At 36.8% G+C, this 23,607-nt stretch carries 22 protein-coding genes; 17 read left to right on the forward strand and 5 right to left on the reverse strand.

All coding sequences use genetic code 11. The features are described from left to right. Positions 1 to 26 precede the first annotated feature (26 nt). Together B5488_RS08915 and B5488_RS08920 are read right to left on the reverse strand one after the other, a co-directional pair. Positions 27 to 359, reverse strand: coding sequence for an ArsR/SmtB family transcription factor (locus B5488_RS08915; protein ID WP_079734941.1), 333 nt, complete (start codon positions 357 to 359; stop codon positions 27 to 29). Between the two features lie 262 nt (positions 360 to 621). Beyond that, entirely contained in the window at positions 622 to 1,332 is a 711-nt protein-coding gene (locus B5488_RS08920; protein WP_079734942.1) for an SDR family oxidoreductase, read from the reverse strand. Positions 1,333 to 1,599: 267 nt separating this feature from the next. Here B5488_RS08920 and B5488_RS08925 point away from each other — a divergent pair, with 267 nt between their 5' ends. The 4 genes from B5488_RS08925 to B5488_RS08940 all read left to right on the forward strand — a co-directional run bounded on the left by B5488_RS08925 (position 1,600) and on the right by B5488_RS08940 (position 3,950). Further along, the gene (locus B5488_RS08925; protein ID WP_079734943.1) at positions 1,600 to 1,974 is read left to right on the forward strand and encodes a hypothetical protein; all 375 of its coding nucleotides are present in this window, start codon (positions 1,600 to 1,602) and stop codon (positions 1,972 to 1,974) included. A gap of 191 nt (positions 1,975 to 2,165) precedes the next feature. Continuing rightward, positions 2,166 to 2,783: a YqaA family protein gene (locus tag B5488_RS08930; RefSeq protein WP_075326813.1), complete on the forward strand. Its 618-nt coding sequence runs from the start codon at positions 2,166 to 2,168 to the stop codon at positions 2,781 to 2,783. 140 nt (positions 2,784 to 2,923) lie between these two features. Then, positions 2,924 to 3,700 carry a DUF1206 domain-containing protein gene (locus tag B5488_RS08935; RefSeq protein WP_079734944.1) on the forward strand — a complete coding sequence of 259 codons (777 nt, stop codon included), beginning with the start codon at positions 2,924 to 2,926 and terminating at the stop codon, positions 3,698 to 3,700. A 91-nt stretch (positions 3,701 to 3,791) separates the two neighbouring features. Then, positions 3,792 to 3,950: a YqaE/Pmp3 family membrane protein gene (locus B5488_RS08940; protein ID WP_057483226.1), complete on the forward strand. Its 159-nt coding sequence runs from the start codon at positions 3,792 to 3,794 to the stop codon at positions 3,948 to 3,950. 70 nt (positions 3,951 to 4,020) lie between these two features. On the opposite strand, the gene galE is transcribed toward B5488_RS08940, so the two are convergent. Next, positions 4,021 to 5,061: a UDP-glucose 4-epimerase GalE gene (galE, locus tag B5488_RS08945; RefSeq protein WP_079734945.1), complete on the reverse strand. Its 1,041-nt coding sequence runs from the start codon at positions 5,059 to 5,061 to the stop codon at positions 4,021 to 4,023. Positions 5,062 to 5,216: 155 nt separating this feature from the next. On the opposite strand from galE, the gene B5488_RS08950 reads away from it, so the two are divergent. The 6 genes from B5488_RS08950 to B5488_RS08975 all read left to right on the forward strand — a co-directional run bounded on the left by B5488_RS08950 (position 5,217) and on the right by B5488_RS08975 (position 12,190). Beyond that, the gene (locus tag B5488_RS08950) at positions 5,217 to 5,501 is read left to right on the forward strand and encodes a DUF3817 domain-containing protein (RefSeq protein WP_079734946.1); all 285 of its coding nucleotides are present in this window, start codon (positions 5,217 to 5,219) and stop codon (positions 5,499 to 5,501) included. A 3-nt stretch (positions 5,502 to 5,504) separates the two neighbouring features. After that, a complete protein-coding gene (locus tag B5488_RS08955) occupies positions 5,505 to 6,812 on the forward strand; it encodes a mechanosensitive ion channel family protein (RefSeq protein ID WP_079734947.1) in 1,308 nt (435 codons plus the stop codon). A 129-nt stretch (positions 6,813 to 6,941) separates the two neighbouring features. Further along, positions 6,942 to 8,027 (forward strand): endonuclease/exonuclease/phosphatase family protein, encoded by a 1,086-nt coding sequence (locus B5488_RS08960; protein ID WP_079734948.1) that lies wholly within the window; start codon positions 6,942 to 6,944, stop codon positions 8,025 to 8,027. Between the two features lie 234 nt (positions 8,028 to 8,261). After that, entirely contained in the window at positions 8,262 to 10,106 is a 1,845-nt protein-coding gene (locus B5488_RS08965) for a flavohemoglobin expression-modulating QEGLA motif protein (protein WP_079734949.1), read from the forward strand. After that, complete coding sequence (locus tag B5488_RS08970; RefSeq protein WP_079734950.1) at positions 10,106 to 11,155, forward strand: glutathione synthetase; 1,050 nt, start codon at positions 10,106 to 10,108, stop codon at positions 11,153 to 11,155. The genes B5488_RS08965 and B5488_RS08970 overlap by 1 nt, the downstream gene beginning before the upstream one ends. 114 nt (positions 11,156 to 11,269) lie before the next feature. Beyond that, a complete protein-coding gene (locus B5488_RS08975) occupies positions 11,270 to 12,190 on the forward strand; it encodes a M14 family metallopeptidase (RefSeq protein WP_079734951.1) in 921 nt (306 codons plus the stop codon). A 139-nt stretch (positions 12,191 to 12,329) separates the two neighbouring features. On the opposite strand, the gene B5488_RS08980 is transcribed toward B5488_RS08975, so the two are convergent. Then, positions 12,330 to 13,451 carry a lactonase family protein gene (locus B5488_RS08980; protein WP_079734952.1) on the reverse strand — a complete coding sequence of 374 codons (1,122 nt, stop codon included), beginning with the start codon at positions 13,449 to 13,451 and terminating at the stop codon, positions 12,330 to 12,332. 13 nt (positions 13,452 to 13,464) lie between these two features. Further along, entirely contained in the window at positions 13,465 to 14,541 is a 1,077-nt protein-coding gene (corA, locus tag B5488_RS08985; protein WP_079734953.1) for a magnesium/cobalt transporter CorA, read from the reverse strand. A gap of 237 nt (positions 14,542 to 14,778) precedes the next feature. Here corA and nhaA point away from each other — a divergent pair, with 237 nt between their 5' ends. The 7 genes from nhaA to ccoG all read left to right on the forward strand — a co-directional run bounded on the left by nhaA (position 14,779) and on the right by ccoG (position 23,548). Next, positions 14,779 to 16,104 (forward strand): Na+/H+ antiporter NhaA, encoded by a 1,326-nt coding sequence (gene nhaA, locus B5488_RS08990; RefSeq protein WP_079734954.1) that lies wholly within the window; start codon positions 14,779 to 14,781, stop codon positions 16,102 to 16,104. Positions 16,105 to 16,179: 75 nt separating this feature from the next. Beyond that, positions 16,180 to 18,585 carry a heavy metal translocating P-type ATPase gene (locus B5488_RS08995; RefSeq protein ID WP_079734955.1) on the forward strand — a complete coding sequence of 802 codons (2,406 nt, stop codon included), beginning with the start codon at positions 16,180 to 16,182 and terminating at the stop codon, positions 18,583 to 18,585. A gap of 61 nt (positions 18,586 to 18,646) precedes the next feature. Continuing rightward, positions 18,647 to 18,841, forward strand: coding sequence for a cbb3-type cytochrome oxidase assembly protein CcoS (ccoS, locus tag B5488_RS09000; protein WP_079718969.1), 195 nt, complete (start codon positions 18,647 to 18,649; stop codon positions 18,839 to 18,841). A gap of 2 nt (positions 18,842 to 18,843) precedes the next feature. Then, complete coding sequence (ccoN, locus tag B5488_RS09005; protein WP_079734956.1) at positions 18,844 to 21,045, forward strand: cytochrome-c oxidase, cbb3-type subunit I; 2,202 nt, start codon at positions 18,844 to 18,846, stop codon at positions 21,043 to 21,045. 2 nt (positions 21,046 to 21,047) lie between these two features. Continuing rightward, positions 21,048 to 21,236 (forward strand): cytochrome C oxidase subunit IV, encoded by a 189-nt coding sequence (locus B5488_RS09010; RefSeq protein ID WP_079734957.1) that lies wholly within the window; start codon positions 21,048 to 21,050, stop codon positions 21,234 to 21,236. Continuing rightward, positions 21,233 to 22,114: a cbb3-type cytochrome c oxidase N-terminal domain-containing protein gene (locus tag B5488_RS09015; protein ID WP_079734958.1), complete on the forward strand. Its 882-nt coding sequence runs from the start codon at positions 21,233 to 21,235 to the stop codon at positions 22,112 to 22,114. The genes B5488_RS09010 and B5488_RS09015 overlap by 4 nt, the downstream gene beginning before the upstream one ends. A gap of 18 nt (positions 22,115 to 22,132) precedes the next feature. After that, positions 22,133 to 23,548 (forward strand): cytochrome c oxidase accessory protein CcoG, encoded by a 1,416-nt coding sequence (gene ccoG, locus B5488_RS09020; protein WP_079734959.1) that lies wholly within the window; start codon positions 22,133 to 22,135, stop codon positions 23,546 to 23,548. Positions 23,549 to 23,607: the final 59 nt, after the last annotated feature.

Genomic DNA, 23,607 nt, shown 5'->3' on the forward strand with positions numbered 1-23,607 from the left:
GGGCCTGCGAAAGTCTGCTCTAAAGCTTAGCAACACTCATCGCCCGGCGCAATATTAGAATCGAGGAAAGTTGCAAAAAGTTCTTTTACCTGATTCCATTTTTCGAGATTTATGCAGTAACAAACACGCGTACCTTCTATATCTCCTTTTATTAGCCCAATATTTTTTAGCTCTTTTAAATGCTGTGAAATTGTAGGTTGCGCAAGCCCTACTTCTTGTACGAGATCTCCACAAATGCAGGATTTCGACTTAATAATTTCCTGCAAAATTGCAATTCTTGCAGGATGCCCCAAAACTTTGGCAATCCCTGCCAGTTCGTTTTGTAAAGGGCTGAATATTTCAGATTTTGTAAGACCCATTTTATATTAATTGTTTATTGCAATATTACGATAAATAGATTGCTAAAAAAAGAGGCTGTTTAAAAAGTTTCTTAATCCGTCCAGGTCGTATAAAAAGTAAAACTTAGTCAAGCTGAACTTGTTTCAGCTTCTAACATGTTAGATCCTGAAATAAATTCAGGATGACGATATCTAAAACTTTTTACCCAATTTCAAAAATCTCATTACAACTTGATGACATTAAATCTTTTCAAACAGTCTCAATTTCTAATTTCTTAAAAAATTATTTCTTAGGTGGTTGTGATGGCCTTACCTCTATTTTACTTGGTAATGTACGTTTATTCATTTTCAATAGATCTACTACTAATTCGCCAATATCTTCCGGCTGAATTTTCCATGCATCTTCTGCATTTGGTGTGTGATCGTTAAAATGAGTAGCCACAGAACCCGGCATAATTGTACTTACATTAATTCCTTTTTGTCTAAGATCTAACATAACCGCCTGGGTAAATCCTGTTAAACCAAATTTACTGGCGTTATAGGCGGCTCCGCCTGCAAAGAAATTAGTTCCTGCGAGACTGGAAATAGTAATAAGATATCCTTTAGATTTTTCTAAAGCAGCTAAACTGGACTTAACGCTATAGAAAACACCTGTTAAATTGGTGTCTATCGTTTCCTGCCATTTTTCTGGCGATAACTCGTCTATAGATCCAAAATGCCCAATTCCGGCATTGGCAACCATAACATCAAGTTGTCCAAATTTATCAATTGCTGCTTTTACAGCTTTTTCCTGACTTTCGTAATTTCTTACATCGGCTTCAAGACCTAAAGCATCAGTAGTGCTTAACTCTTTTGCTGCTTTTTCAGCAGCATCTTTAGACCGGCTGGTTATAGCCACTTTCATTCCCAATTCTAAAAGTGATTGGGCTACGCCGTAGCCAATTCCCTTACTTCCACCGGTTATAAATGCAACTTTTCCTTTTAATGAACTCATAGTATTATTAATTTTTTGTTACGCTAAAGCTACTAAACAATGCTAGTTTGCTGAAATCTTAAGGACTAAGATATTGTTAATTTTAAAGGCCATAATCGGTATTGGAGTTAATACCAAATTACTTTTCTGCTATAAGAAGTGATTATCTTAAAAACTCTCATAAAAGGTTTTTAAAGCCTCTTAATTTCTTTGTTAAAATGTTTTATAAAACTACGAAAGCAGTACATTTGCAAAAAAATTAGTATAACCTGATTAACATATATTCTCTTGAATAATATCAAAGCCCAAAAATTACTCAATAAGATTCAGCGTGATTTAATGCGCAACGGAATAATTACCAATACTTTGGTAAACGACCTGAAAGAATTAAGAACCCTTGTAGTAGAAGAAGGACAGCCTTTACTGGCAAAAACCATCAGGTTAACCTATGAACACGTAGATGCTTACGACTCTTTTAATATCGGCATTCCGGAAGATGACCCGGTAGAAGAAGGAGAAGAAGCGCCTGTACAGGAAGAAGCAACCGGGCAGGAAAGCCTTGATTACCTGCTTTCTTTAATGGCAGATCCTTCTAATCGTGTAAATGAATTGGAGCTACGTGAATATGTAAAAGCTTTCAATGAATATGCTGAAGAAAATTAGATCTTAACCTAAAAAAGGAAACTGGTCTGGTATTTGAATATTAGTCGGCATAAAAACCTTATTGGAGTACCTCAATAAGATACAATCCTGGGGTAACCCATAAGGCATTAAGTGAGATAATTAAAGGAGCCGATTTATAAATCGGAATATTTAAATCTCGCTTAGTGAGTAAATTGCTAAAGGAGAATTTGATGAAGAAAGATGCGAAATCTAAAAAGAAGTCGCGCATACGTTTATTGCACCAGTATTATAGCTATACCGGTTTTTACAGTTTTGTTTGGAAAAGTGTAAAAAAAGCAATTTTACCCATAGTTTTATTTGTAGCAGCGCTTTGGGCAATAGATCGTTGGGTGCTGGATATTGAGCAAATGCTGGTAACGGTGACTGAAACTTATTCGCCGTTGGGTATTATAAGTGTTTTCTTTGCTTCAGAATCTTTATTGGGATTAATCCCACCGGAATTATTTATAGCCTGGTCTGGTAAATCTTCCAGTCCAATTCTATACCTTTCTTTACTGGCTTTAGCTTCCTATTTAGGAGGTGTTATTTCTTACTTTATAGGCAGATGGATGACTAAAATCCCTGCGGTACACGAAGCAATTGAAGTAAAAATGGCGCAACATATTAAAAACACCCGAAAATGGGGTGGATTTTTAATTATAGTTGGTGCCCTACTCCCAATTCCATTTGCTATGACGAGTATTGCTGCCGGAATTATAAAATTCCCTTTCCCAAGTTACCTGATGTTCGGTTTATTGCGTTTTGTAAGATTTTACCTGTACGCATTAGTGATTTTTGAAATGGTATAAATTATTAATTTCAAACTTATTCCAACCCATCTTTATAAAAATCTAAGGCGGTTGTAAACCTTTAAAATTTTCCCAAGTTTTCGGTTATCTGTTTTCAAAGAATTAAATTTAGTTTACTAACCAAACAAATTCTTAAAAAAATGGATTCTAAATTAAAGAAAATGGCCCGGGTGGGTTATATCGCTAAAGCTACTGTTTATGGCATTATGGGAATACTTACTTTTCTCGCTGCCTTTAATATGGGCGGGCAAAAATCCAGTAATTTACAGGTAATAAAATTTCTAGAAGACCAGGCATTTGGAAATGCATTACTGGTTTTAATAGGCCTAGGCCTTTTGTGCTACTCGGCCTGGCGATTTATTCAGTCAATTCAAGATCCTGAAAATATTGGAGACGATAAAAAAGGGAAAGGAAAACGTGTGGCCTATTTTATTAGTGCTGTTTTGTATCTGGGTCTGGCCGTTTACGCATTTATGAAATTGATAAACGCCGGTTCATCTTCGGGTGGAGGCTCTGGGGGCGGACTTACGGGAACCCTTGGGGTAGTTGTTTTTGCTATTATAGGAATAGGACTCATTGTGGCCAGTATTGCCCAATTTAACAAAGCTAAATCAAAGAAATTTCTTGAAGATTTTGGCTATGATTCTATTACAGATGAAAAGAAGCGAAAAACAGTTAAAAATACGGGCTATCTGGGCTTAATTGCGCGGGGAGTTATCTTTGGGGTTCTGTCTTATATTTTTATAAGAGCAGCCGTAGAATCAAATACTTCAGATATGAAAGGAACCACTGATGCTTTTTCCTTTTTACAGGACTCACCTTATGGTTCGTGGCTTATGGGATTAGTCGCTGCAGGCTTGGTTTGCTACAGTATTTATGTTTTTATGCTGGCCAGATACCGAAAATTTAAAGCATGAAATTTTGTTAAACCAGTACCAAGAACCCGTTAAATCTAATTGGAGGACTCGTATTTCTATGTAATTTCGATAGAAATAACCAATTAAAAAAATTATTATGTTAACGATCATTTTAAATATTCTACTACCTCCTTTAGCCGTTTTTATGAAACACGGTTTAGGAGTTACTTTTCTAATAAGTTTATTATTAACCGCTTTAGGGTGGATTCCCGGCGTGATTCACGCCTTTATCGTAAACGGAACACGATAAGCTTAGAAAACCAATAAAAAAAAGGTCTGAAGTGATTTCAGACCTTTTTTTATTTAAAATCAAGAGGAAACTAATTATCTTGCTCTTCCCTCTTTACTACTTCTTTTTGCCAGTCCCAGGCACTTTTTAAAGCTTCATCCAAATGCTTTTCGGTTTTCCAACCTAATTCCTCATTCGCTTTTTTCGTATCGGCGTAGGCAGCAACAATATCACCTTCTCTTCTGCCTACAATTTTATAAGGTAAATTTTCACCGGTAGCGCGTTCAAAAGAATTGATTACTTCTAAAACTGAACTTCCTTTTCCTGTTCCCAGGTTAAAAACTTCAAAATTGCTCTTTTCTTTATTTTGCTGAAGTCTCTCTAAAGCAACTACGTGCGCTTTGGCAAGATCCATCACGTGAATATAATCTCTAACGCATGTCCCATCTGATGTTGGATAATCGTCACCAAAAACCGAAAGTTCTTTTCTTTTACCAATAGCGGTTTGTGTGATAAAAGGAATTAAATTTTGGGGTGTACCAATTGGCAATTCTCCAATTTCAGCTGAAGGATGGGCCCCTATAGGATTAAAATATCTTAGGGAAATCGCTTTAAAATTTTTATTTATTTTGGCCGTATCGGTAATAATCTCCTCTCCTATTTGCTTGGTATTTCCGTAAGGAGATTCTGCTTTTTTAACAGGAGCATTTTCGGTAATAGGTAAGCTATCGGCCTGGCCGTAAACGGTGCAGGAAGAACTAAAAATAAAATAAGCATTTTCCTTTAATTGTAGTTCCTGAAGCAGATAAATTAAACTCGCCAGGTTATTTTCGTAATATAATAAAGGATTTTCAACACTTTCCCCTACCGCTTTAGAAGCAGCAAAATGAACAACACCTTCTATATCTGGGTATTTTTCAAAAAATTCTTTTACCTGATTTTTATTCCGAAGATCTATATTTTCAAAAATTGGTGTTTTTTGAGTGATTTGGGTAATTCCCGCCAGTACATCTATAGAAGAATTAGAAAGGTTATCTATAATCACCACTTCGTGACCTTGTTCCTGAAGCGCGACAACCGTGTGAGAACCTATAAACCCGAGTCCGCCGGTTACCAATATTTTTGAGCTCATTTCTTTTATTTTAATGAAGATGCAAATTAATAAAAATGAAATTGCTAAACCTTCTTGTGAAAATATTAATTCCCTGCTAAATATTTCAAGGAAAAGTCTATTCTAAATTACCAGATTCTCTATAAAACCTATCTTTGCAATCTAAATTTTAAACTATGCCCCTGGAAAAGCAAAAAAAGGTTTTTAAATATGTAAGTATCCTGGAAGGACTTTCATTTTTATTATTATTATTTATCGCAATGCCGCTTAAATATATTTGGGAAATGCCACAAATGGTGCAACAAATGGGAATGGCTCACGGTGTACTTTTTATCGCCTATGTTATGGGTGCCATCTGGCTTTTTAAACCTTTAAACTGGAATTTTAAAGAACTGCTTGTAATACTTGGTTGCTCCCTGGTACCTTTTGGACCATTTTACGTAGAAAAAAAATACCTTTAAACTATGAATATAGAGGAAGGATTTAAAAATCTTATTTGTCTTTTTGAAACTTTTCTATTAGATCAGGGCGTAAACCCAACAGTCGCCCTGTATCTTAATTTACTGCTGAATATCCTGGTGCTTATCCTGATAATTATTGGAGTAAATTACCTGATTAGAACTTTTGTGATTGAAGCTTTTAAAAGCTTCAGCAATAAGACAACAACAACTTTTGACGACTTTTTAATTAAAACCAATTTCCCAAAATATATTGGGCAAATTCTTCCTCTGGTTATAATTTATCTTGCTGTTCCTTATATCCTGGTAGATTTTCCGCTGGCGATTAAAGCTTTTTATTTTCTAATTGATATTTATATCATTTTTCTTATTGTTTGGATAATTAGAAGCTTTTTACGAACCACAAAGAGCTACATTAGAACCTTAGAATCTTTTAAAGATAAACCGGTAGAAAGTTACATCCAGGTGGTGATGATTATCGTATGGCTTTTCGCTTTTATCTTTATTATAGCTGAAATTACAGGAAAAGATGTACTTAATTTTATTATTTCCCTGGGTGCCGCCTCGGCAATTTTACTCTTAATTTTTAAAGATACCATCTTAGGTTTTGTCGCCTCCATACAGGTAAGTGTGAACGATATTGTTAGAATTGGCGACTGGATTACTTTTAGCAAATATGGCGCCGATGGTACCGTGACCGAAATTACACTGGCCACAGTTAGGGTGCAGAATTTTGATAACACCTTCACCTCTATTCCTACTTATAGTTTGATTTCTGAATCTTTTCAGAATTGGCGAGGAATGCAGGAATCTCCCGGAAGGAGAATTAAGCGCTCGGTTTTTATAAAACAGAATTCAGTTAAATTTATTACTGCTGAAGATTTTGAAAAGTATAAAAATATACAACTCATTTCTTCTTATCTCGAAGACCGGCAGAATGAGATTAACGCTTATAATACCACCAACGAGATTGATACAAAACTTCCATTAAACGGAAGAAACCAAACCAACCTGGGTATTTTTAGAAAGTATATTGATACTTATTTAAATAACCACTCGGCCGTACATAAGGAGATGTACATTATTGTAAGACATTTACAACCTACAGAGCACGGGATTCCTATAGAAATCCTTTGTTTTAGCCGGGATAAACGCTGGGAGAATTTTGAATATATCACTGCCGATATTTTTGACCATGTTATAGCTGCTATTTCATATTTTGATCTTCAGTTATTCGAAGCTCCTTCGGGCGATGACATTCAAGCTTATTTTTCTAAAATGAATTTAGAAAGCCCTGCAAAGAAAGATTCGTAAATTTTCCTGTTGAAAAAATGAGTTTAAAAAGCTTGAAATTAGCATAATACTTTTAATATTTTTTATTCAACTCCCGGGGAATCTAAATAAATAATTATCTTTTAGGCGCCAAACCAATCAAAAATAATTATGACTTTAAAAGGATTTCTTCAGGTTTTTGGAATTATCGCGGTGGTAATGACGTTGGTTCCCTTAATCGCTGCAGATTTCTGGTGGATTCGCATTTTTGATTATTTGCACATTCAACTAACCCTACTCACCCTGGCCGCCATTGCTGCCTATTTTATAAGATTTGATATAAAACGAGCCGAAGATTATATTTTTATGGGTGTTTTACTGGCTTGTTTTCTTTTTCAGGTAGTAAAAATTTATCCTTATTTTCCCCATAAAAATTACGAAGTTGGGCAGGTTTCAGAAGAAAATTTCAGCAATAAATTTAGCCTTTATGCTGCTAATGTTTTGCAGAAGAATGAAAACCCAAATCTCATTTTAGCCGATATTAAAAAACAAAATCCAGACGTTTTACTTTTTACCGAAACCAATACCCGCTGGAAAGACGATCTTGCAGCAGTAACTAATTCTTATCCCTATAAAGTTGAAATTCCTTTAGATAATACATACGGGATGTTATTCTATTCCCGGTTAGAGCTTAAAAATCCTCAAATTCGGTATTTGGTAGACGATAGTATACCCTCTATTCACAGCATTTTAAAATTACGCTCTGGGGAAGAAGTTATGTTTCACGCCATTCACCCCACGCCACCAATGCCTCAGCACAATCCTTCTTCTTCAGACAGGGATGCCGAAATGATGAAAATTGCATTTATGGCAAAAGATTCTAAGTTGCCGGTGATAGTTGCGGGAGATTTTAATGATGTGGCCTGGTCTTCTACAACGGCGCTTTTTCAAAATGTAGGTGGTTTACTAAACACCAGGATTGGCCGTGGCTTCTATAATACTTTTGATGCTAGCAGCTTTATTATGCGCTGGTCTTTAGATCACGTATTTGTAACCGAAGAATTTAGGGTTGCCCATTTTAAGCTGGGCAGCGAAATAGATTCAGATCACTTACCGCTTTATATAGAGCTTAATCTTGAGCCCGAAAGAGCCGAAGAACAAAAACCCGAGCCCGCTACTGAAGAAGAAATTAAAAGTGCCCGCGAACAAATTGAAGCCCAGCAGGAAGAATCTAAAGAAGACGCTCAAAAAGACTAGACACTTCCAGGATATTTAGTTACTGTTTCTCTTCCACTTCCCAAAATACTGTTCATTTAAGTAATTATTTACCTAAATTCTTAAATAAAACCCAAAGTAAGTTTATGTATTAGTTTTCCTTAGTTTTCTTTCTAAATTTAAATATTGTTTAGCCACATTACACGCTTTTATCTAGCTAAGAAACAGTGGTTTTAATTTAATAAAATTCAATAAAAAACTTTAGAAGAACTTAGAATGCTGAATATATCTGAATTATCGGAGAAATCAATTAAACAAATTTTAACAATCCTTGAAGAAGATGGCAAAATAAGTGCATCGCTTCCGGGAGGGGGTTTAATTCATATAGAAGATAGTTTACCCTACCTGGTTGTTTACAGAAAAAGAGAAAACGATCCTGGTACCGAAAGAATAGTTATTAGCGAAGCATCTTATCTTTTAATTGGAAATAAATTTTTTGAAGCTTACCAAAAGCTAATTTATGCCCTGGCAGATAAGCTTTCTTCAGATTTTAAATCTTATATGATTTTTGAAATCTATACGGGAGAACCTAATAATTGCTTTACCATTAAAGCACCGGCCCAAAAATTACCCAGTTCGGTGAAAGTATTGGAAAAAGAGCTCAACAATATAAACAATACCTTTTCGGGACTTTATTTGAAAGCTGAAATTAAAGATACGCCCCATCGCCAAAAAGAAGGTGACGAGGATATTTTAAGTATAGATGAAGCAAAGAAATCTGGTGCTGTAATTGTAGGACTTGAAATTCCGCCGGTTTTTCGCGACGAGAATAATGAAGTTTATCCCGTGTTTTTAAGGCAATTTAAAGATTACCTAATCACCTGCATTCATAAGGCTTTATTTGATTATGTACGGGTGCAAACTTCCAGTGGTGTGGGAAGTTATCTCGCCCTGGGTAGAAAACATTTAAAAGAAAAAGTCTTTGAAATTGATAAAGCCCTGGCCAAAATAGAGCGATCATACCAGTTTTTATGGTTGGTTTCTCCTGCTAATATTCATAATATAAAGGAAACTTTTTTTGAAAGTAATTATGAAAAGGTTTTAGATTATCACTATAGGCTGCTACCCATAGACCCCGATCTCCTAAAAAGGGAACTTTACAACCTTAAAGTTGAAGAAATAGACGATCCCGCGATGTCCCATATTTTTAGGGAAAAACGCGAAGAACTGGATCAGCAAATTACGATGTTAAGTGAACGCGGTACACCTAATTTCTTTTATAACAGTATTAGATTGTATAAAGGCCTGGATCCTAAATTAAGCCAGGAAGCAGGTAAAATTCTTAGAGAAGTAGATGAAGTCGCAGAGGAAGATGATGCCGAATTTATTGACGCTAAAGGCTTTAGTAGTTTAGCGCGCCGCGAGTTTGATTATTTTGCTGAACAGGATAAAAATTTTAAAAGTAAGGTTCACATTCGTAAAGATGTGAATATTATGATGGTGAATAAAGGTGAACTTTATATCCCCGCCGATTATAGAATGAATAAAACCGAAGCGACGGCACTTATTCAGCACGAGGTTGGAACCCATGTGCTAACGTATTACAATGGTACCCGCCAACCTTTAGAATTATTAAGCAGTGGCCTTGCAGATTACGATCCGCTTCAGGAGGGACTTGCCGTGATGTCTGAATTTTTAGTAGACGGGCTCACCGGAAATAGATTACGAACTTTAGCCGGTAGAGTAATTGCAGGTTCGGCATTAATGGAGGGAGCAGAGTTTCCGCAGTTATTCCGGTTATTAAAAATGGATTATGGTTTTACCGCCGAAAGAGCTTTTAATATTACTTCCAGGATTATGCAGGGAGGCGGGTTTTTAAAAGATATTATCTATTTAAAAGGTCTGGTTCAACTTCGAGATCACTTACAAAACGGAGGAGAATATGAACCTTTACTTGCTGGGAAATTTGGATTGAAACACACCAAAATAATTGAAGAATTAACCGAAAGAAAAGTACTAAAAACAAGCGCACTGCGCCCAAGTTATTTATTAACCGAAAATGTCACCAATAAATTAAACCTAATCAGAGAGGGGCTTCCTCTTTCACAAATGATAACCTAATGAAAATTTGCTTTGTATTAAACGATATTGAAAACGAAAAATGTGGAACCTCTGTAATGTTAATGAATACCGCCCATGCGCGTGGTCACGAGGTTTATGCCATGGGAGTTGGAGATTTTAACTTTCACCACGATGCGCCTATTAGTATAAATAGTGTACAGGTGCCTAAAAACACTAAAACAAAATCTCCCGCTAAATTTCTGGAAGCTTTACAGAGTTCAAAAGCGCGTAAAAAGACTATTGCAGCCAATAAGCTGGATGTACTTTTTATAAGAAATAATCCTACCGAAGAAGATTCTGGCCGGGAATGGGCAGAACAAGCCGGCGTTGCCTTTGGAAGAATGGTTCAGCAAGAAGGCGTTTTGGTTTTAAATGATGCCTATGCCCTATCTAACGCCTTTATTGATAAGCTTTATTTTGAAGAACTTCCTCAGGAAATAAAACCCGATTCTTTGATTACCAGGAATAAAGAGGATATTATGAAATTCTGGGAAAAGAATAACAAGAAGATTGTCTTAAAACCCCTGGAAGGTTCCGGTGGCCAAAATGTTTTTCTTATTGATGAAAATGAGAAAAATATCAATCAAATTATTGAAACCATTAGTCAGCATGGCTATGTAATTGCACAGGAATACTTACCAGCTGTTAAAGATGGTGATGTGCGAATTATACTCATGAATGGCCGTGTGATGGTTAAAGATGGAAAACAGGCTATTATTAGACGTGTGAGCGGTGAAGGAGAATTCCGTAGTAATTTTGCGCTTGGTGCCACTGCAGACAGCAGCGACCTTACTCCCGAAATGCAACGTATTGTAGATCTAACCGCTCCAAAACTAATTAGAGACGGACTCTTCTTTATTGGTTTGGATGTGGTTAAAGATAAATTAATAGAAATAAATGTGCTAAGCCCCGGTGGGATGGAGCGTTTTAAAGATATAGGTTTACCAGATTTTACTCCTATGGTAATTGAAGCGATTGAGCGTAAGGTTGAATACAAAGAGCTGTACGGCCATCAATTTGACAACAGGGAGATTGCCTGTATGGAATAAGTAAACTACCTCGGGGAAACCCTGAGAGGCATTATTGGAAAATACATCTTGACTTCGAGACAAGCCTCGGTGCATTAGATCTCGATTATCGAGTAAAACTGAAAGAAATTTATTATGAGTAATAAACCAGAAAAACATATTCCCAGGATAATTGGGAAATATACCAGCAATACTAAAGGACCTTTACTTTTTGTGACTGCCGGGATTCACGGTAATGAACCCAGTGGTGTAAGGGCTTTGGAAGAAGTTTTTAAACAACTCGAAAAGACCAAACCTGAAATTGAAGGAACTTTGGTTGGTGTCTCGGGAAATCATAAAGCGCTCAATCAAAATAAGCGTTATATAGATGAAGATCTAAACAGGGTTTGGACCGAAGAGAATATTGAACAGAAAAAGGCTGAAACCCACGAACAAAAAGAAATGTGGGAGATTATAGAAATCTTACAGCAATTTCCAGAAGAAGATTATTCCAAGCGTTACTTCCTGGATTGCCATACCACCTCCTCGGCGAGTTTACCATATGTTTCTGTGCAGGAAGTTAACGATAATGATGAATGGGCGCATAATTTCCCCACCTTTATCGTACGCGGATTTAGCGATATTATTACCGGAGATATAGATCATTATTTAAGTCGAATTGGGATGACAGGTTTTGTTTTTGAAGCCGGCCAACACGAAGATAAAACTTCAGTTGAAAATCACGAAGGAGTGATTTGGCTGGCTTTAAAAGAGGCCTGCAAACTGGATCTTTCTAAAATTGAAACTTATCCTGAATGTGTAAATCGTTTTGCTGAAAAAAATGCTCCCGAACAAAAAACCTTTGAATTAGTTCACCGCCACGGGCTTGAAGATTCAGATGTTTTTGAAATGGAACCGGGCTATGAGAACTTCCAAAAGATTAAAAAAGGAGAACTCCTCGCAAAACAAAATAGCAATGAAGTAAAAAGCCAATGGGACGCCAGGATTTTTATGCCGCTTTATCAATCTCAAGGAAACGATGGCTTTTTTGTGATCCAAGAAGTTGAAGGAAAGTGACTTACTGGAAGTTATAAATCAAAGTTATTAAGGTCTTAGATTCTGAAATGAATTCAGAATGACGTTGGATTATATATATAGACCTCACAGGTTTTTAAAACCTGTGAGGTCTATTTATTTAATCAATTTTTAAGCTGAATTATTTTTCAGCAAACTCCACACAAACCGGGGACATTACCTCAACGGGAAGCAAATGCTCTTGCAATTCACCGGTTTCCAGGTTTACCTTAAAACTGCTAATTGTAGAAGTGTCCTGGTTAGCTGCATATAAGAATTTTCCACTAGGAGAGATCGCAAAATTTCTAGGGGTTTCACCTTTGGTTGGGTAATAACCGATTGCACTTAATTCCCCGGAATTTTCATCAATTTTAAAAGCCGCGATGCTATTATGGCCGCGGTTAGAGGTGTAAATAAATTTCCCTGAAGGATGTAAATGAATATCTGCTCCTGAATTTTTTCCTTTAAAATCTGCAGGAATACTTGAAATATTTTGAGTGATTTTCAAATTTCCGTCTTTTTCAATTTTAAAAACGCTAATAGATGAATTCAGTTCATTTATTGAAAAAGCGAATTCTTCATCTTTAGAGAAACTAAAATGGCGCGGTCCCGACCCGTCTTCCAACTTTAAAAAAGGTTCTTCTTTCGGACTTAATTTTCCGGTTTCTGAATTGAAATTATAAATCCATATTTTATCATTTCCTAAATCAGCGATATAGGCAGTTTTATTATCTGAAGAAATTGAAACCGAGTGCGCGTGTGAGACTTCAGGATTTTCTAACTCAATTTTTTGCTGTTTCTCCAGCTTCCCATCTTCTCCTCTCTTATAAACCATAACTACCCCGCCCATATAGTTTGAGACAAAGACAAATTTTTCGCTCTGGTCTAATTCAATATGGCAAGGGGCAAAACTTTCAGTGCTTAGCTTTCCTAATTCTTCCAGACTATTATCACTATTCCTTTTAAACGAATAAATAAAACCAGATTCGGCATCGCCACCACCTAATTCACTCACCGCATACAGGTTTTTCCCATCTTTAGAAGTTTTCACAAAACTGGGATTAGTAATTTTCGCCACCGTTTTTTCGGGGTGCAGACTTCCATTTTCAGGATCTTGCAAGGCTAAAAATATTCCTTTTGCTTTGCCATCTACGTGACCTTCTTTCTTGGTATAGGTACCTAGGTAAACCGGTATTTCGGTATTTTGAGCCGTACAAGTTGCTGTTAATATTACAGCCAAACTAATTAAAGTAAATCGTATCATAAATATTGTTGAATTAAAGCCATTTTTTCCGTTTAAAATAGTAGATCATAAAGAGAAAAATAACGATCATTATTCCTAATAATACATAATAGCTATATTCCCACTGTAATTCTGGCATATACTCAAAATTCATTCCGTAAACCCCGGCAATAAAGGTTAACGGAATAAAAATTGAAGCCATAATAGTTAAAACCTTCATCACCTCGTTCATTTTATTGCTAATGGTGGTCATATACATATCCATAAGTCCCCAGGCCATCTCGCGATATAAATCTATATTTTCTGAAACCTGCAGGATATGATCGTGAAGATCGTTTATATAATTTTTGGTTCTGGTTTTAATAAGATCATTCTCCAAATTCTGAAATCGGGAAATCACCTCTTTAAGTGGAAAAACTGCACGACGAACTCTTAAAATAGCCCTTTTTAAATCCTGAATTTCGTAGGTAATATCATCACTTGGCTGACTTTCAAAAAGTTGTTCCTCAAGTTTTTCTACTTTTTCGCTCAGCTCGTCTACCACCAGGAAATAATGATCTACAATAGCATCTAAAAGCGCAAAAACCAGGTAATCTGAACCATTTGTACGAATACGTCCATAAGCCTTTTCCAGGCGGCCCCTAACGCCATCAAAAACATCCCCGCCTGCTTCCTGGAAAGTAAGTACATAATCTTTACCTAACACAAAACTTATATGCTCGTTTACCAGTTTCCCATCCTGATGATAAAGCATTTTGGCCACGATAAACAAATAATCTTCATACTCATCTATTTTTGGTCGTTGCGTAGTATTTACAATATCTTCAATAATCAAAGGATGGAGATCGTAATATTTTCCCAGTTTCTCTATTTCTGCTGTATTGTTTAACCCGTCAATATTAAACCAGGTAATTCGGTCTTCAGCTTCAAATTTAAAAGCATCTTCGGTAGAAGAAGAAATATGTCTTTCGTAATCGTCTTTATTATAATCTATAACTTCCAGCCTTATTTCGCTAGATTCTTTTCTCCCAACGTAGGTTACCGTTCCCGGCGGTTGGTTCACAGATTTCATCTTTGGCCGGCGTAAGCTTTGAGTAATTCTTTTTACCATAATCGTACTTTGTTGGCTAAAGGTAGCAAAGTTTTGTTTTTGGATATATTAAAAGCCGAGCTAAACGCTTAACTGAATAGAAAATGTTGACTAAACCAGCTCAAATTAAATCTGATTTCCTGGAACCTTTTATTTTCGATTATCGAGTAAAACTGAGTTTAATCATATTTATATGGAGAAAACGATAATAAATTTACCTGATTCCATTAATTGAACATTTTCTATAAACAGGTTATTATGAAAAAATCGCCCCTTGACATTTACCTGCTGCTACCCATTAAAAATTTTATCGAAAAGAAAACTTCAGTTGGATTATTGCTTATTTTCTCTGCAATTCTGGCAATGATTGTGGCAAATTCCCCTCTTGCCGATGCTTATCATAATCTTTGGAAACAATACATTCACCTGGGAATAAACGATTTTGTAATTAGAAAAAACCTTTTGCACTGGATTAACGATGGCCTAATGTCTATTTTCTTTTTTATGATTGGCCTGGAATTAAAACGGGAAATATTGCAGGGTGAACTTTCCAGTTTTAGAAAATCTATACTTCCCATTGCTGCTGCTATCGGCGGAATGGCTTTTCCGGCTTTAATATATTTTTATTTTAACACCGGTTTAGATTCGGTTTCGGGATGGGGAATTCCTATGGCTACCGATATCGCCTTTGCCCTGGGAATTCTCTACTTGCTTGGAGACCGGGTTCCACTTCCGTTAAAAGTATTTCTAACCGCTATTGCTATTGTAGACGATCTTGGAGCAGTGCTGGTAATTGCGTTTTTCTATACTTCAGATATTTCGGGACAAAGTCTTGCTATTGCAGGTATTTTTGTACTTATCCTGGCTGCTGCAAATTTAATTGGTATTAGAAATACGTTGTTTTATGCAATTATGGGAATTGGAGGCCTATGGCTGGCTATTTTACTTTCGGGCGTTCACGCTACAATTGCAGCGGTTTTAGCGGCCTTTGCCATTCCCAATACCAAACGCATTAATACGCCATTATTTCTTCGGAAAGCTAAACTCTTAGCCTACGAAATTAAAGAGGAATTTAGGAATAGAAATAAAAACCCGAAAGAAGCTGATGACCATATATCGCATACTATACAGAAATTCACTTCCTTAACCGAAGATGCTACCCCGCCCCTACAGCGTTTAGAACATGCGCTTTATCCTTTTGTAAGTTTTGTGGTACTCCCAATTTTTGCGTTTGCCAATGCGGGTGTAAGTCTTGGGGGTGTTTCTTTTGATGCACTTTTAAGTCCGGTTACTATTGGCGTAATAGCGGGCCTTATTTTGGGGAAATTTATTGGGATCGTTTTATTTTCCAGGATTATGGTTTGGTCTAAAATAGCCAGTTTACCACATAAAGTGAAGTGGAAACACGTCTATGGAATTGGATTTCTCGCGGCCATAGGTTTCACTATGTCCCTTTTTATTACCGAACTCGCATTTGAAAATGAAAATTACATGGCCCAGGCTAAAATAGGAATCCTCTCTGCATCTTTAATTGCCGGTCTAATTGGGTATTTCTATTTACGAAAAACCGGAAACGAAAAATAATTAATTCTAAAGCTGATTTTCATCATATTATCTGAATCAAATTTTCTAAAAATTTGCAGTTAAAATACAGGAAGAATGAACAGCTGTTTTCACTGTGGTGAAGAATGTAAGGAAGATCACATTGTTTTTCAGGAAAAGGATTTTTGCTGCCACGGCTGCAAAACGGTTTTTGAAATTCTAAACGAAAGTGACCTTACTTATTACTACGATATACAGGAAAAACCTGGAATTTCCCCAGGTGCTTCAGAAGGAAAGTTCGACTTCCTGGAGAACGAAGAAATAGCCGAAAAACTTCTTGAGTTTAATGAGAATAACACCCAAATTGTTAATTTTCTTATCCCATCGGTACACTGCAGCTCCTGTATCTGGGTTTTAGAAAATCTTGGGAAGCTTAACAAAGGCGTAAAATTGGCACAAGTAGATTTTCCAAAGAAAACCGTGCGTATAAGTTTTTCTTCGGAAAAAATAAGTTTAAAAGAACTCGTATATCTTCTAAGCAGAATTGGCTACGAACCCTATATTTCCCTGAAGGATTACGATGAAAAAGATCACAGAATAAACCGAAGCTTAATTTATAAATTAGGCGTTGCCGGTTTTGCGTTTGGAAATGTGATGTTCCTCTCCTTCCCCGAGTATTTTGAAGTAAAAGAATTCTGGCTGGAACAGTTCAAGCATTTATTCCGATGGTTGATGTTTGCTTTTTCTCTTCCGGTGGTTTTTTATTCTGGTTCTGGTTATTTTATATCAGCTTATAAAGGTTTACGCGCTAAAATCTTAAATATAGATGTTCCCATAGCCCTGGGAATTGCTGTGCTTTTTATTAGAAGTACTACAGAAATTCTACTTGATCTTGGCACCGGCTTTTTTGACAGCCTTACGGGACTTGTTTTCTTCTTGCTACTTGGAAAATTCTTTCAACAAAAAACTTATTCCTATTTATCTTTCGAGCGGGACTATAAGTCTTATTTCCCTATGGCGGTTACGCGACTAAAAACTAATTCTTCAAAAGAAATCACAGAAGAACAGGTTCAGGTTTATAACGTACAACCCGGGGACCGAATTTTAATAAGAAACGGGGAATTAATTCCTATAGATTCGGTTTTAATGAAAGGCCGCGCTAATATAGATTACAGTTTTGTAACCGGTGAGGCCGAAGCCGTTAAAAAAGCATCTGGTGAAACTCTCTACGCAGGTGGCCGCCAACAAGGTGGGATTCTGGAAATTGAAGCTATAAAAGCCATAGACCAGAGTTATCTAACCAAACTTTGGAGCAATGAAGTCTTTAAAAAGGACAAAAAAGGCCAATTTCAAAGTTTAATCAATCAAATAAGTAAACGATTTACCGGCGGGGTTTTAAGCATAGCATTCCTGTCAACCCTTTTCTGGCTGGTTTATGATCCCTCCATAGCACTTAATGTTTTTACCGCAGTATTAATAATTGCCTGTCCCTGTGCCATTGCGCTGGCCACTCCTTTTACACTGGGAAATTTGTTACGCATCTTCGGAAGAAATAAATTCTATTTAAAAGAGGCCGGCGTTATAGAACAAATTGCGAAAATAGATTGCCTGGTTTTTGATAAAACCGGAACTATTACTTCAAATAAAAAGACCGAAGTTTTTTACGAAGGATTAAAACTTAATGCTGAAGAAGAGCAATTGCTTAGCAGTAGCTTAAGAGCTTCGGGCCATCCATTAAGTCGGCAACTTTACCAGATCCTCGATAAAAACAATATTCTAAGTTTAGATGAATTTAACGAGCATACCGGAAAAGGTATAAGCTCTGGGAGTAACGGCAGCAAAATGAAAATTGGATCATCTTCTTTTGTTAGAGAAAGCGAGACTGAAACTAAAGAACTCAATAAAACGGCGGTTCATATAAGCAGTAATGAAGAATATAAAGGATGCTATATTTTTAAGAATTCTTACCGGGAAGGTCTTGCCAATTTGTTTAAGGAATTAGGAGAAAGTAAGCAGCTCTTTATCCTTTCTGGCGATAACGATGGTGAAAAGGAGAAGCTTGAAAATATGCTACCCTTAAACACTAAATTTTACTTTAATCAAAAACCCGATGATAAGCTAAATTTTATAAAAAAGCTCCAGGAAGAAGGGAAATCGGTGATGATGATTGGCGACGGACTTAACGATGCGGGGGCACTTGCACAAAGTGATGTTGGGATTGCCATTTCAGAAAATATAAATGTTTTCTCTCCTGCTTGCGATGGCATCCTGGAGGCTTCAAATCTCACCCGACTAGGCGAATATTTTAAACTTTCAGAAAAAGGCATAAAAATTATCAAATGGAGCTTTGTATTGAGCCTTTGTTATAATGTGGTAGGACTTGCATTTGCAGTTACAGGAAATTTAATGCCGGTAATCGCTGCTATTTTAATGCCACTGAGTTCTATTAGCATTGTGGCTTTTACAACCCTGGCAACAAACTTTGCCGGAAAGAAATTAAAAACTGTATTCACCAAAACCTGATTTCGATCATATTTTAAATTTTAACACCGCTTTAAGTTTGCTGAAAATAAATTCATTTTAAATGAACATCATTTACCTCTTACTTGCATTAAGTGTTTTAGTAGCCCTCATTTTCTTTGTCGCCTTTATTTTTTCAGTTAAAAAGGGACAGTATGACGATGTCTATACACCATCGGTAAGGATGCTGTTTGACGATGAATTAGTTAAACCAAAATCTGATAAATCCAATTCCACCAAAAACAAGAAATCTAATTAACTATGGAAGTAGAACAGTTTCATTACGATAATAAAATCGTAAAAAAGTTTACTATAGCTACCCTGTTCTGGGGTATAGTGGGTATGAGTGTAGGGCTGCTGCTCGCCTTTATGTTTATATTTCCCGATCTAACCGACGGAATTTCGTGGTTAAGTTTTGGCCGTTTAAGGCCATTACATACTAACGCGGTAATTTTTGCTTTTGTGGGGAACGCCATTTTCGCAGGGGTTTATTATTCCACCCAACGCTTGCTTAAAGCCAGGATGTATAGCGATTTCTTAAGTAATTTCAACTTTTGGGGTTGGCAGGCTATTATTGTTGCAGCCGCCATCACCCTACCAATGGGTTTTACCAGCTCTAAAGAATATGCCGAACTGGAATGGCCTATAGATATTGCTATTACTTTGGTGTGGGTTGCTTTTGGTGCCAACCTTATTGGTACCATGATCAAGAGAAGACAGCGACACCTATATGTAGCAATTTGGTTCTACCTTGCCACTTTTGTAACCGTAGCCGTACTTCATATTGTAAATAATATTGAAATTCCTGTTACTGCTTTTAAAAGTTACTCTGTGTATTCAGGAGTGCAGGATGCTTTAGTACAATGGTGGTATGGGCACAATGCGGTGGCATTCTTCCTTACTACACCTTTTTTAGGTTTAATGTATTATTTTGTTCCAAAAGCGGCCAACAGGCCGGTTTATTCTTATAGACTTTCTATTATTCACTTCTGGTCTCTTATATTTATCTATATCTGGGCCGGACCTCACCATTTATTATATTCAACCTTACCAGACTGGGCACAAAACCTTGGTGTAGCCTTTTCGGTTATGCTATTATTCCCTTCCTGGGGAGGTATGATCAACGGACTATTAACCCTACGTGGTGCCTGGGATAAAGTACGAACCGATCCTGTTCTTAAATTCTTTGTAGTAGCTATTACCGGTTACGGGATGGCAACTTTTGAAGGACCTATGCTTTCGCTTAAAAACGTAAATGCGATCGCGCATTTTAGCGACTGGATTATTGCTCACGTTCACGTTGGAGCTTTAGCCTGGAACGGTTTCCTAACTTTTGGTATGGTTTATTGGTTAGTACCAAGATTATTTAAAACAAAACTCTTTTCTATTAAACTAGCCAATGCCCACTTCTGGATTGGTACACTGGGAATTATTATTTACACTTTACCAATGTACGTTGCCGGATTTGTACAGGCTTCTATGTGGAAACAATTTAATCCCGACGGAACCCTTACCTACGGAAACTTCCTGGAAACTGTTACTTCTATTATGCCAATGTACTGGATGCGTGCAATTGGTGGTAGTTTATATATTGTAGGTGCATTTATTCTACTTTATAATATTGTACAAACTATTAGACAGGGAAGTGAAGTTGAAGATGAGTTAGCTGAAGCTGCTCCTTTACAAAAAGTAACCCGTAAAAGAACTACCGGTGAAGCTTACCACTCCTGGTTAGAAAGAAGACCTGTAAAACTTACCATTTTTGCTACGATCGCTATTTTAATTGGTGGTGTGGTACAAATAGTACCCTCGCTAATGGTAGATGAATATGTACCGGTAATTTCCAGTGTAAAACCTTATACGCCATTAGAACTTGAAGGCCGGGATATATACATTCGGGAAGGCTGTGTGGGGTGCCACTCACAAATGATTAGGCCATTTAGAAGTGAAGTAGAACGCTATGGCGAATATTCTAAAGCCGGGGAATATGCTTACGACTATCCTTTTCTATGGGGAAGTAAACGTACCGGTCCCGATTTAATGCGGGTAGGCGGTAAATATTCCGATAACTGGCACCTAAACCATATGTACGATCCGCAGAGTACCTCTTCAGGCTCTATAATGCCGTCTTACAAATGGATAATTACAGACGAACTTGATAAAAGTGATACCGAAGCTAAAATGAAAGCTCTTAGCAAGCTTGGCGTGCCATATACTTTAGAGGAAATAGAAAACGCCCAGCAGTGGATGGCAGAACAGGGAACTCAAATTGAGAAAAATCTCTATGCAGATCCTGACTTTGTGAAAACTTATGAAGCTGAAAAGGAATTTGCAGAACAAAACGATACCGAATTCGTAGAAATGCGAAACCGTGAAATTGTTGCTCTAATAGCTTATTTACAGCGTCTTGGGACTGACATTAAGGCTAAAGATGTAGAAGTATCAACCACTAAAACCAACTAAGCATGTTTAAATTTGTAAAAGGCCATATGGAAAGTATAGACGGGGTGATGATCTACCCGCTAATTTCCCTGCTCATTTTCTTCATCTTTTTTGTAGTGCTTTTTCTATGGGTAATTACCGCAAAAAAGCAAGATATAGAAGAGGTAAGTAAATTACCCCTGGATACTAAACCAGAAAACCAGGAATTATGAAAAAGATAGCATATTTAAGAATTCTGGGGTTCCTAATTCTTGCCCTGATTTTAATAGAATTAACCGTTGAAACTGAAAGCGGATGGGCCATTGAACAATATCCCGTTATTTGGTGGATACTGGCTGTAGTACTCGTAATTGCTGTAGCCATAGAAGTCTCTCTGGCAGCTTTAGAAAGTATGGTTTTTAAAAGTCTAAAGCCTGACGCGCAGCAACATTATACAAAGTTGAAAATTGAAAATTCTGACAAGCAGTTCGTAGGCTTAAAAAAGTTCTATAAGAAGATGCTAAATCAGCAACCTGTGGAGAAAGAAGAAGAAATTCTTTTAGATCATAATTACGATGGTATTAAAGAACTGGACAACGATCTTCCCGCCTGGTGGCTCTATGGTTTTTACATCAGTATTGTTTTTGCTTTTGTGTATATGGCCTACTATCACATTTTTGATGGAGAAACCCAAAGAGAGGAATACCTGGCCGAGGTTGCAAAAGCTGAGAAAGATGTGGAAGCTTATAAAGCAGAAAATCCAGATTTAATAGACGCCTCTTCTGTAGAACTTTTAACAGAAGCTTCAGATCTTGAAGCAGGAGAACAAATATTTATGACAAGTTGCATGGCTTGTCACAAGGCAGATGGCGGCGGAAGCATTGGCCCCAACCTTACCGATGAGCATTGGATTTTAGGAGGAGGAATTAGTAATGTATTTCAAACAGTTTCTGAAGGTGGTCGCGACGGGAAAGGTATGGTTGCCTGGAAATCTGAATTAAATGCCCAGGAAATAGCCCAGGTCTCCAGTTATGTTTTAAGTCTACAAGGAACAAATCCTCCAGACGCAAAAGCACCTGAAGGTGACATTTGGGTAGCAGATTCAGAATAAATTTTAGAAAAACAGGTTTTGGAAAATCAGGAAAAATTCAGAGATACAATTGCCACGGCAGACGACGAGGGTAAAAGACTATGGGTTTTTCCGAAGAAACCTTCAGGTAGATTTTATGAGTATAGAAAATATGTAAGTTATGTATTGCTCATTTTACTTTTTGCCGCTCCATTTGTAAAAATTAACGGCAATCAGTTTATGATGTTCAATATCCTGGAAAGACGATTCAATATTTTTGGGTTTCCTTTCTGGCCACAGGATTTTCACATTTTTGTAATTATGATGGTAATTGGGGTGGTTTTTATCATCCTCTTTACTGTTGCTTTCGGAAGGATTTTTTGTGGCTGGCTTTGCCCACAAACCATTTTTATGGAAATGGTTTTCCGCAGAATTGAATACTGGATTGAAGGAGATCGTGGCAAACAAATGCGCCTTGAAAAACAAAAATGGGATGCTGAAAAAATTAGAAAACGCTCCTTAAAGTGGTTTTTGTTTTTTGTGATTTCTTTTCTAATTGCCAATGTTTTCCTGGCCTATTTAATGGGTAGTGACCGTCTTATACAATATGTAACTGATGGTCCTTTTAACCACCTCAGTACTTTTATTTCTTTATTGATTTTCACCGCGGTATTCTATTTTGTGTTTGCCTGGTTTAGAGAACAGGTTTGTGTAATTGCCTGTCCTTATGGTAGGCTGCAAGGCGTGTTACTCGATAATAAATCTATTGTTGTAGCCTATGATCACAAACGTGGAGAAAAAGAAAAAGGAAGGGCAAAATTCAAAAAAAATGAAACCCGTGCAGAAACAGGAAAAGGCGACTGTATAGACTGTTTTCAATGCGTACAGGTTTGCCCAACCGGGATAGATATTAGAAACGGTACGCAGCTGGAATGTATAAATTGTACTGCATGTATAGATGCCTGCGATAGTATGATGGAAGCTGTAGATCTTCCAAAAGGATTAATCAGGTATGCCAGCGAAGAGAATATTGAAAAGAAAGCAAAATTCAAATTTACGCCCAGGTTAAAAGGTTACAGTATTGTTTTAGGAATTTTAACCGCGGTATTGGTTGGGATGTTGTTTATAAGAAGCGAAATTGAAGCCAGGATCTTAAGGTTACCAGGCCAGTTATACGAACGTAAAGCCGAGAATATAGTTAGTAATGTATTTACCTATAAACTGGTAAATAAAACTACGGCCGATTTTGAAGATGTTGAATTCAGGTTATTATCCCATAAGGGTGAAATAAAGCCGGTAAAGCATTCAAATATTACCGTACCGGGACAGGAATTAACCGAAGGAACACTTTTTATCGAAATTCATTCGGCCGTACTGGAAAACGAAAAAGAAAAACTCAAGATTGGGGTTTATAGCGGTGATAGGTTAATAGAAACTACCAGCACTACCTTTATGGGACCACGTAGTTTTAATTAAACAGAAAATACTGGACATCAATATCGATTAAACACAGGAATAGAATTAAATATCCCAAT

Source organism: Salegentibacter salegens, from assembly GCF_900142975.1.
In the GTDB taxonomy this organism is placed as follows: Bacteria; Bacteroidota; Bacteroidia; order Flavobacteriales; family Flavobacteriaceae; genus Salegentibacter; species Salegentibacter salegens.

Excerpts from the sequence above, each read along its gene's own strand:
- B5488_RS08960 (WP_079734948.1), top strand. The coding sequence starts at position 6,942 with ATGACTTTAAAAGGATTTCTTCAGGTTTTTGGAATTATCGCGGTGGTA.
- B5488_RS08970 (WP_079734950.1), top strand. The coding sequence starts at position 10,106 with ATGAAAATTTGCTTTGTATTAAACGATATTGAAAACGAAAAATGTGGA.
- corA (WP_079734953.1), bottom strand. The coding sequence starts at position 14,541 with ATGGTAAAAAGAATTACTCAAAGCTTACGCCGGCCAAAGATGAAATCT.
- B5488_RS08995 (WP_079734955.1), top strand. The coding sequence starts at position 16,180 with ATGAACAGCTGTTTTCACTGTGGTGAAGAATGTAAGGAAGATCACATT.
- galE (WP_079734945.1), bottom strand. The coding sequence starts at position 5,061 with ATGAGCTCAAAAATATTGGTAACCGGCGGACTCGGGTTTATAGGTTCT.
- B5488_RS08980 (WP_079734952.1), bottom strand. The coding sequence starts at position 13,451 with ATGATACGATTTACTTTAATTAGTTTGGCTGTAATATTAACAGCAACT.
- B5488_RS08955 (WP_079734947.1), top strand. The coding sequence starts at position 5,505 with ATGAATATAGAGGAAGGATTTAAAAATCTTATTTGTCTTTTTGAAACT.
- B5488_RS09010 (WP_079734957.1), top strand. The coding sequence starts at position 21,048 with ATGTTTAAATTTGTAAAAGGCCATATGGAAAGTATAGACGGGGTGATG.
- B5488_RS08930 (WP_075326813.1), top strand. The coding sequence starts at position 2,166 with ATGAAGAAAGATGCGAAATCTAAAAAGAAGTCGCGCATACGTTTATTG.
- B5488_RS08935 (WP_079734944.1), top strand. The coding sequence starts at position 2,924 with ATGGATTCTAAATTAAAGAAAATGGCCCGGGTGGGTTATATCGCTAAA.
- nhaA (WP_079734954.1), top strand. The coding sequence starts at position 14,779 with ATGAAAAAATCGCCCCTTGACATTTACCTGCTGCTACCCATTAAAAAT.
- B5488_RS08965 (WP_079734949.1), top strand. The coding sequence starts at position 8,262 with ATGCTGAATATATCTGAATTATCGGAGAAATCAATTAAACAAATTTTA.
- ccoS (WP_079718969.1), top strand. The coding sequence starts at position 18,647 with ATGAACATCATTTACCTCTTACTTGCATTAAGTGTTTTAGTAGCCCTC.
- B5488_RS08950 (WP_079734946.1), top strand. The coding sequence starts at position 5,217 with ATGCCCCTGGAAAAGCAAAAAAAGGTTTTTAAATATGTAAGTATCCTG.
- B5488_RS08975 (WP_079734951.1), top strand. The coding sequence starts at position 11,270 with ATGAGTAATAAACCAGAAAAACATATTCCCAGGATAATTGGGAAATAT.
- B5488_RS08920 (WP_079734942.1), bottom strand. The coding sequence starts at position 1,332 with ATGAGTTCATTAAAAGGAAAAGTTGCATTTATAACCGGTGGAAGTAAG.
- B5488_RS08915 (WP_079734941.1), bottom strand. The coding sequence starts at position 359 with ATGGGTCTTACAAAATCTGAAATATTCAGCCCTTTACAAAACGAACTG.
- ccoN (WP_079734956.1), top strand. The coding sequence starts at position 18,844 with ATGGAAGTAGAACAGTTTCATTACGATAATAAAATCGTAAAAAAGTTT.
- B5488_RS09015 (WP_079734958.1), top strand. The coding sequence starts at position 21,233 with ATGAAAAAGATAGCATATTTAAGAATTCTGGGGTTCCTAATTCTTGCC.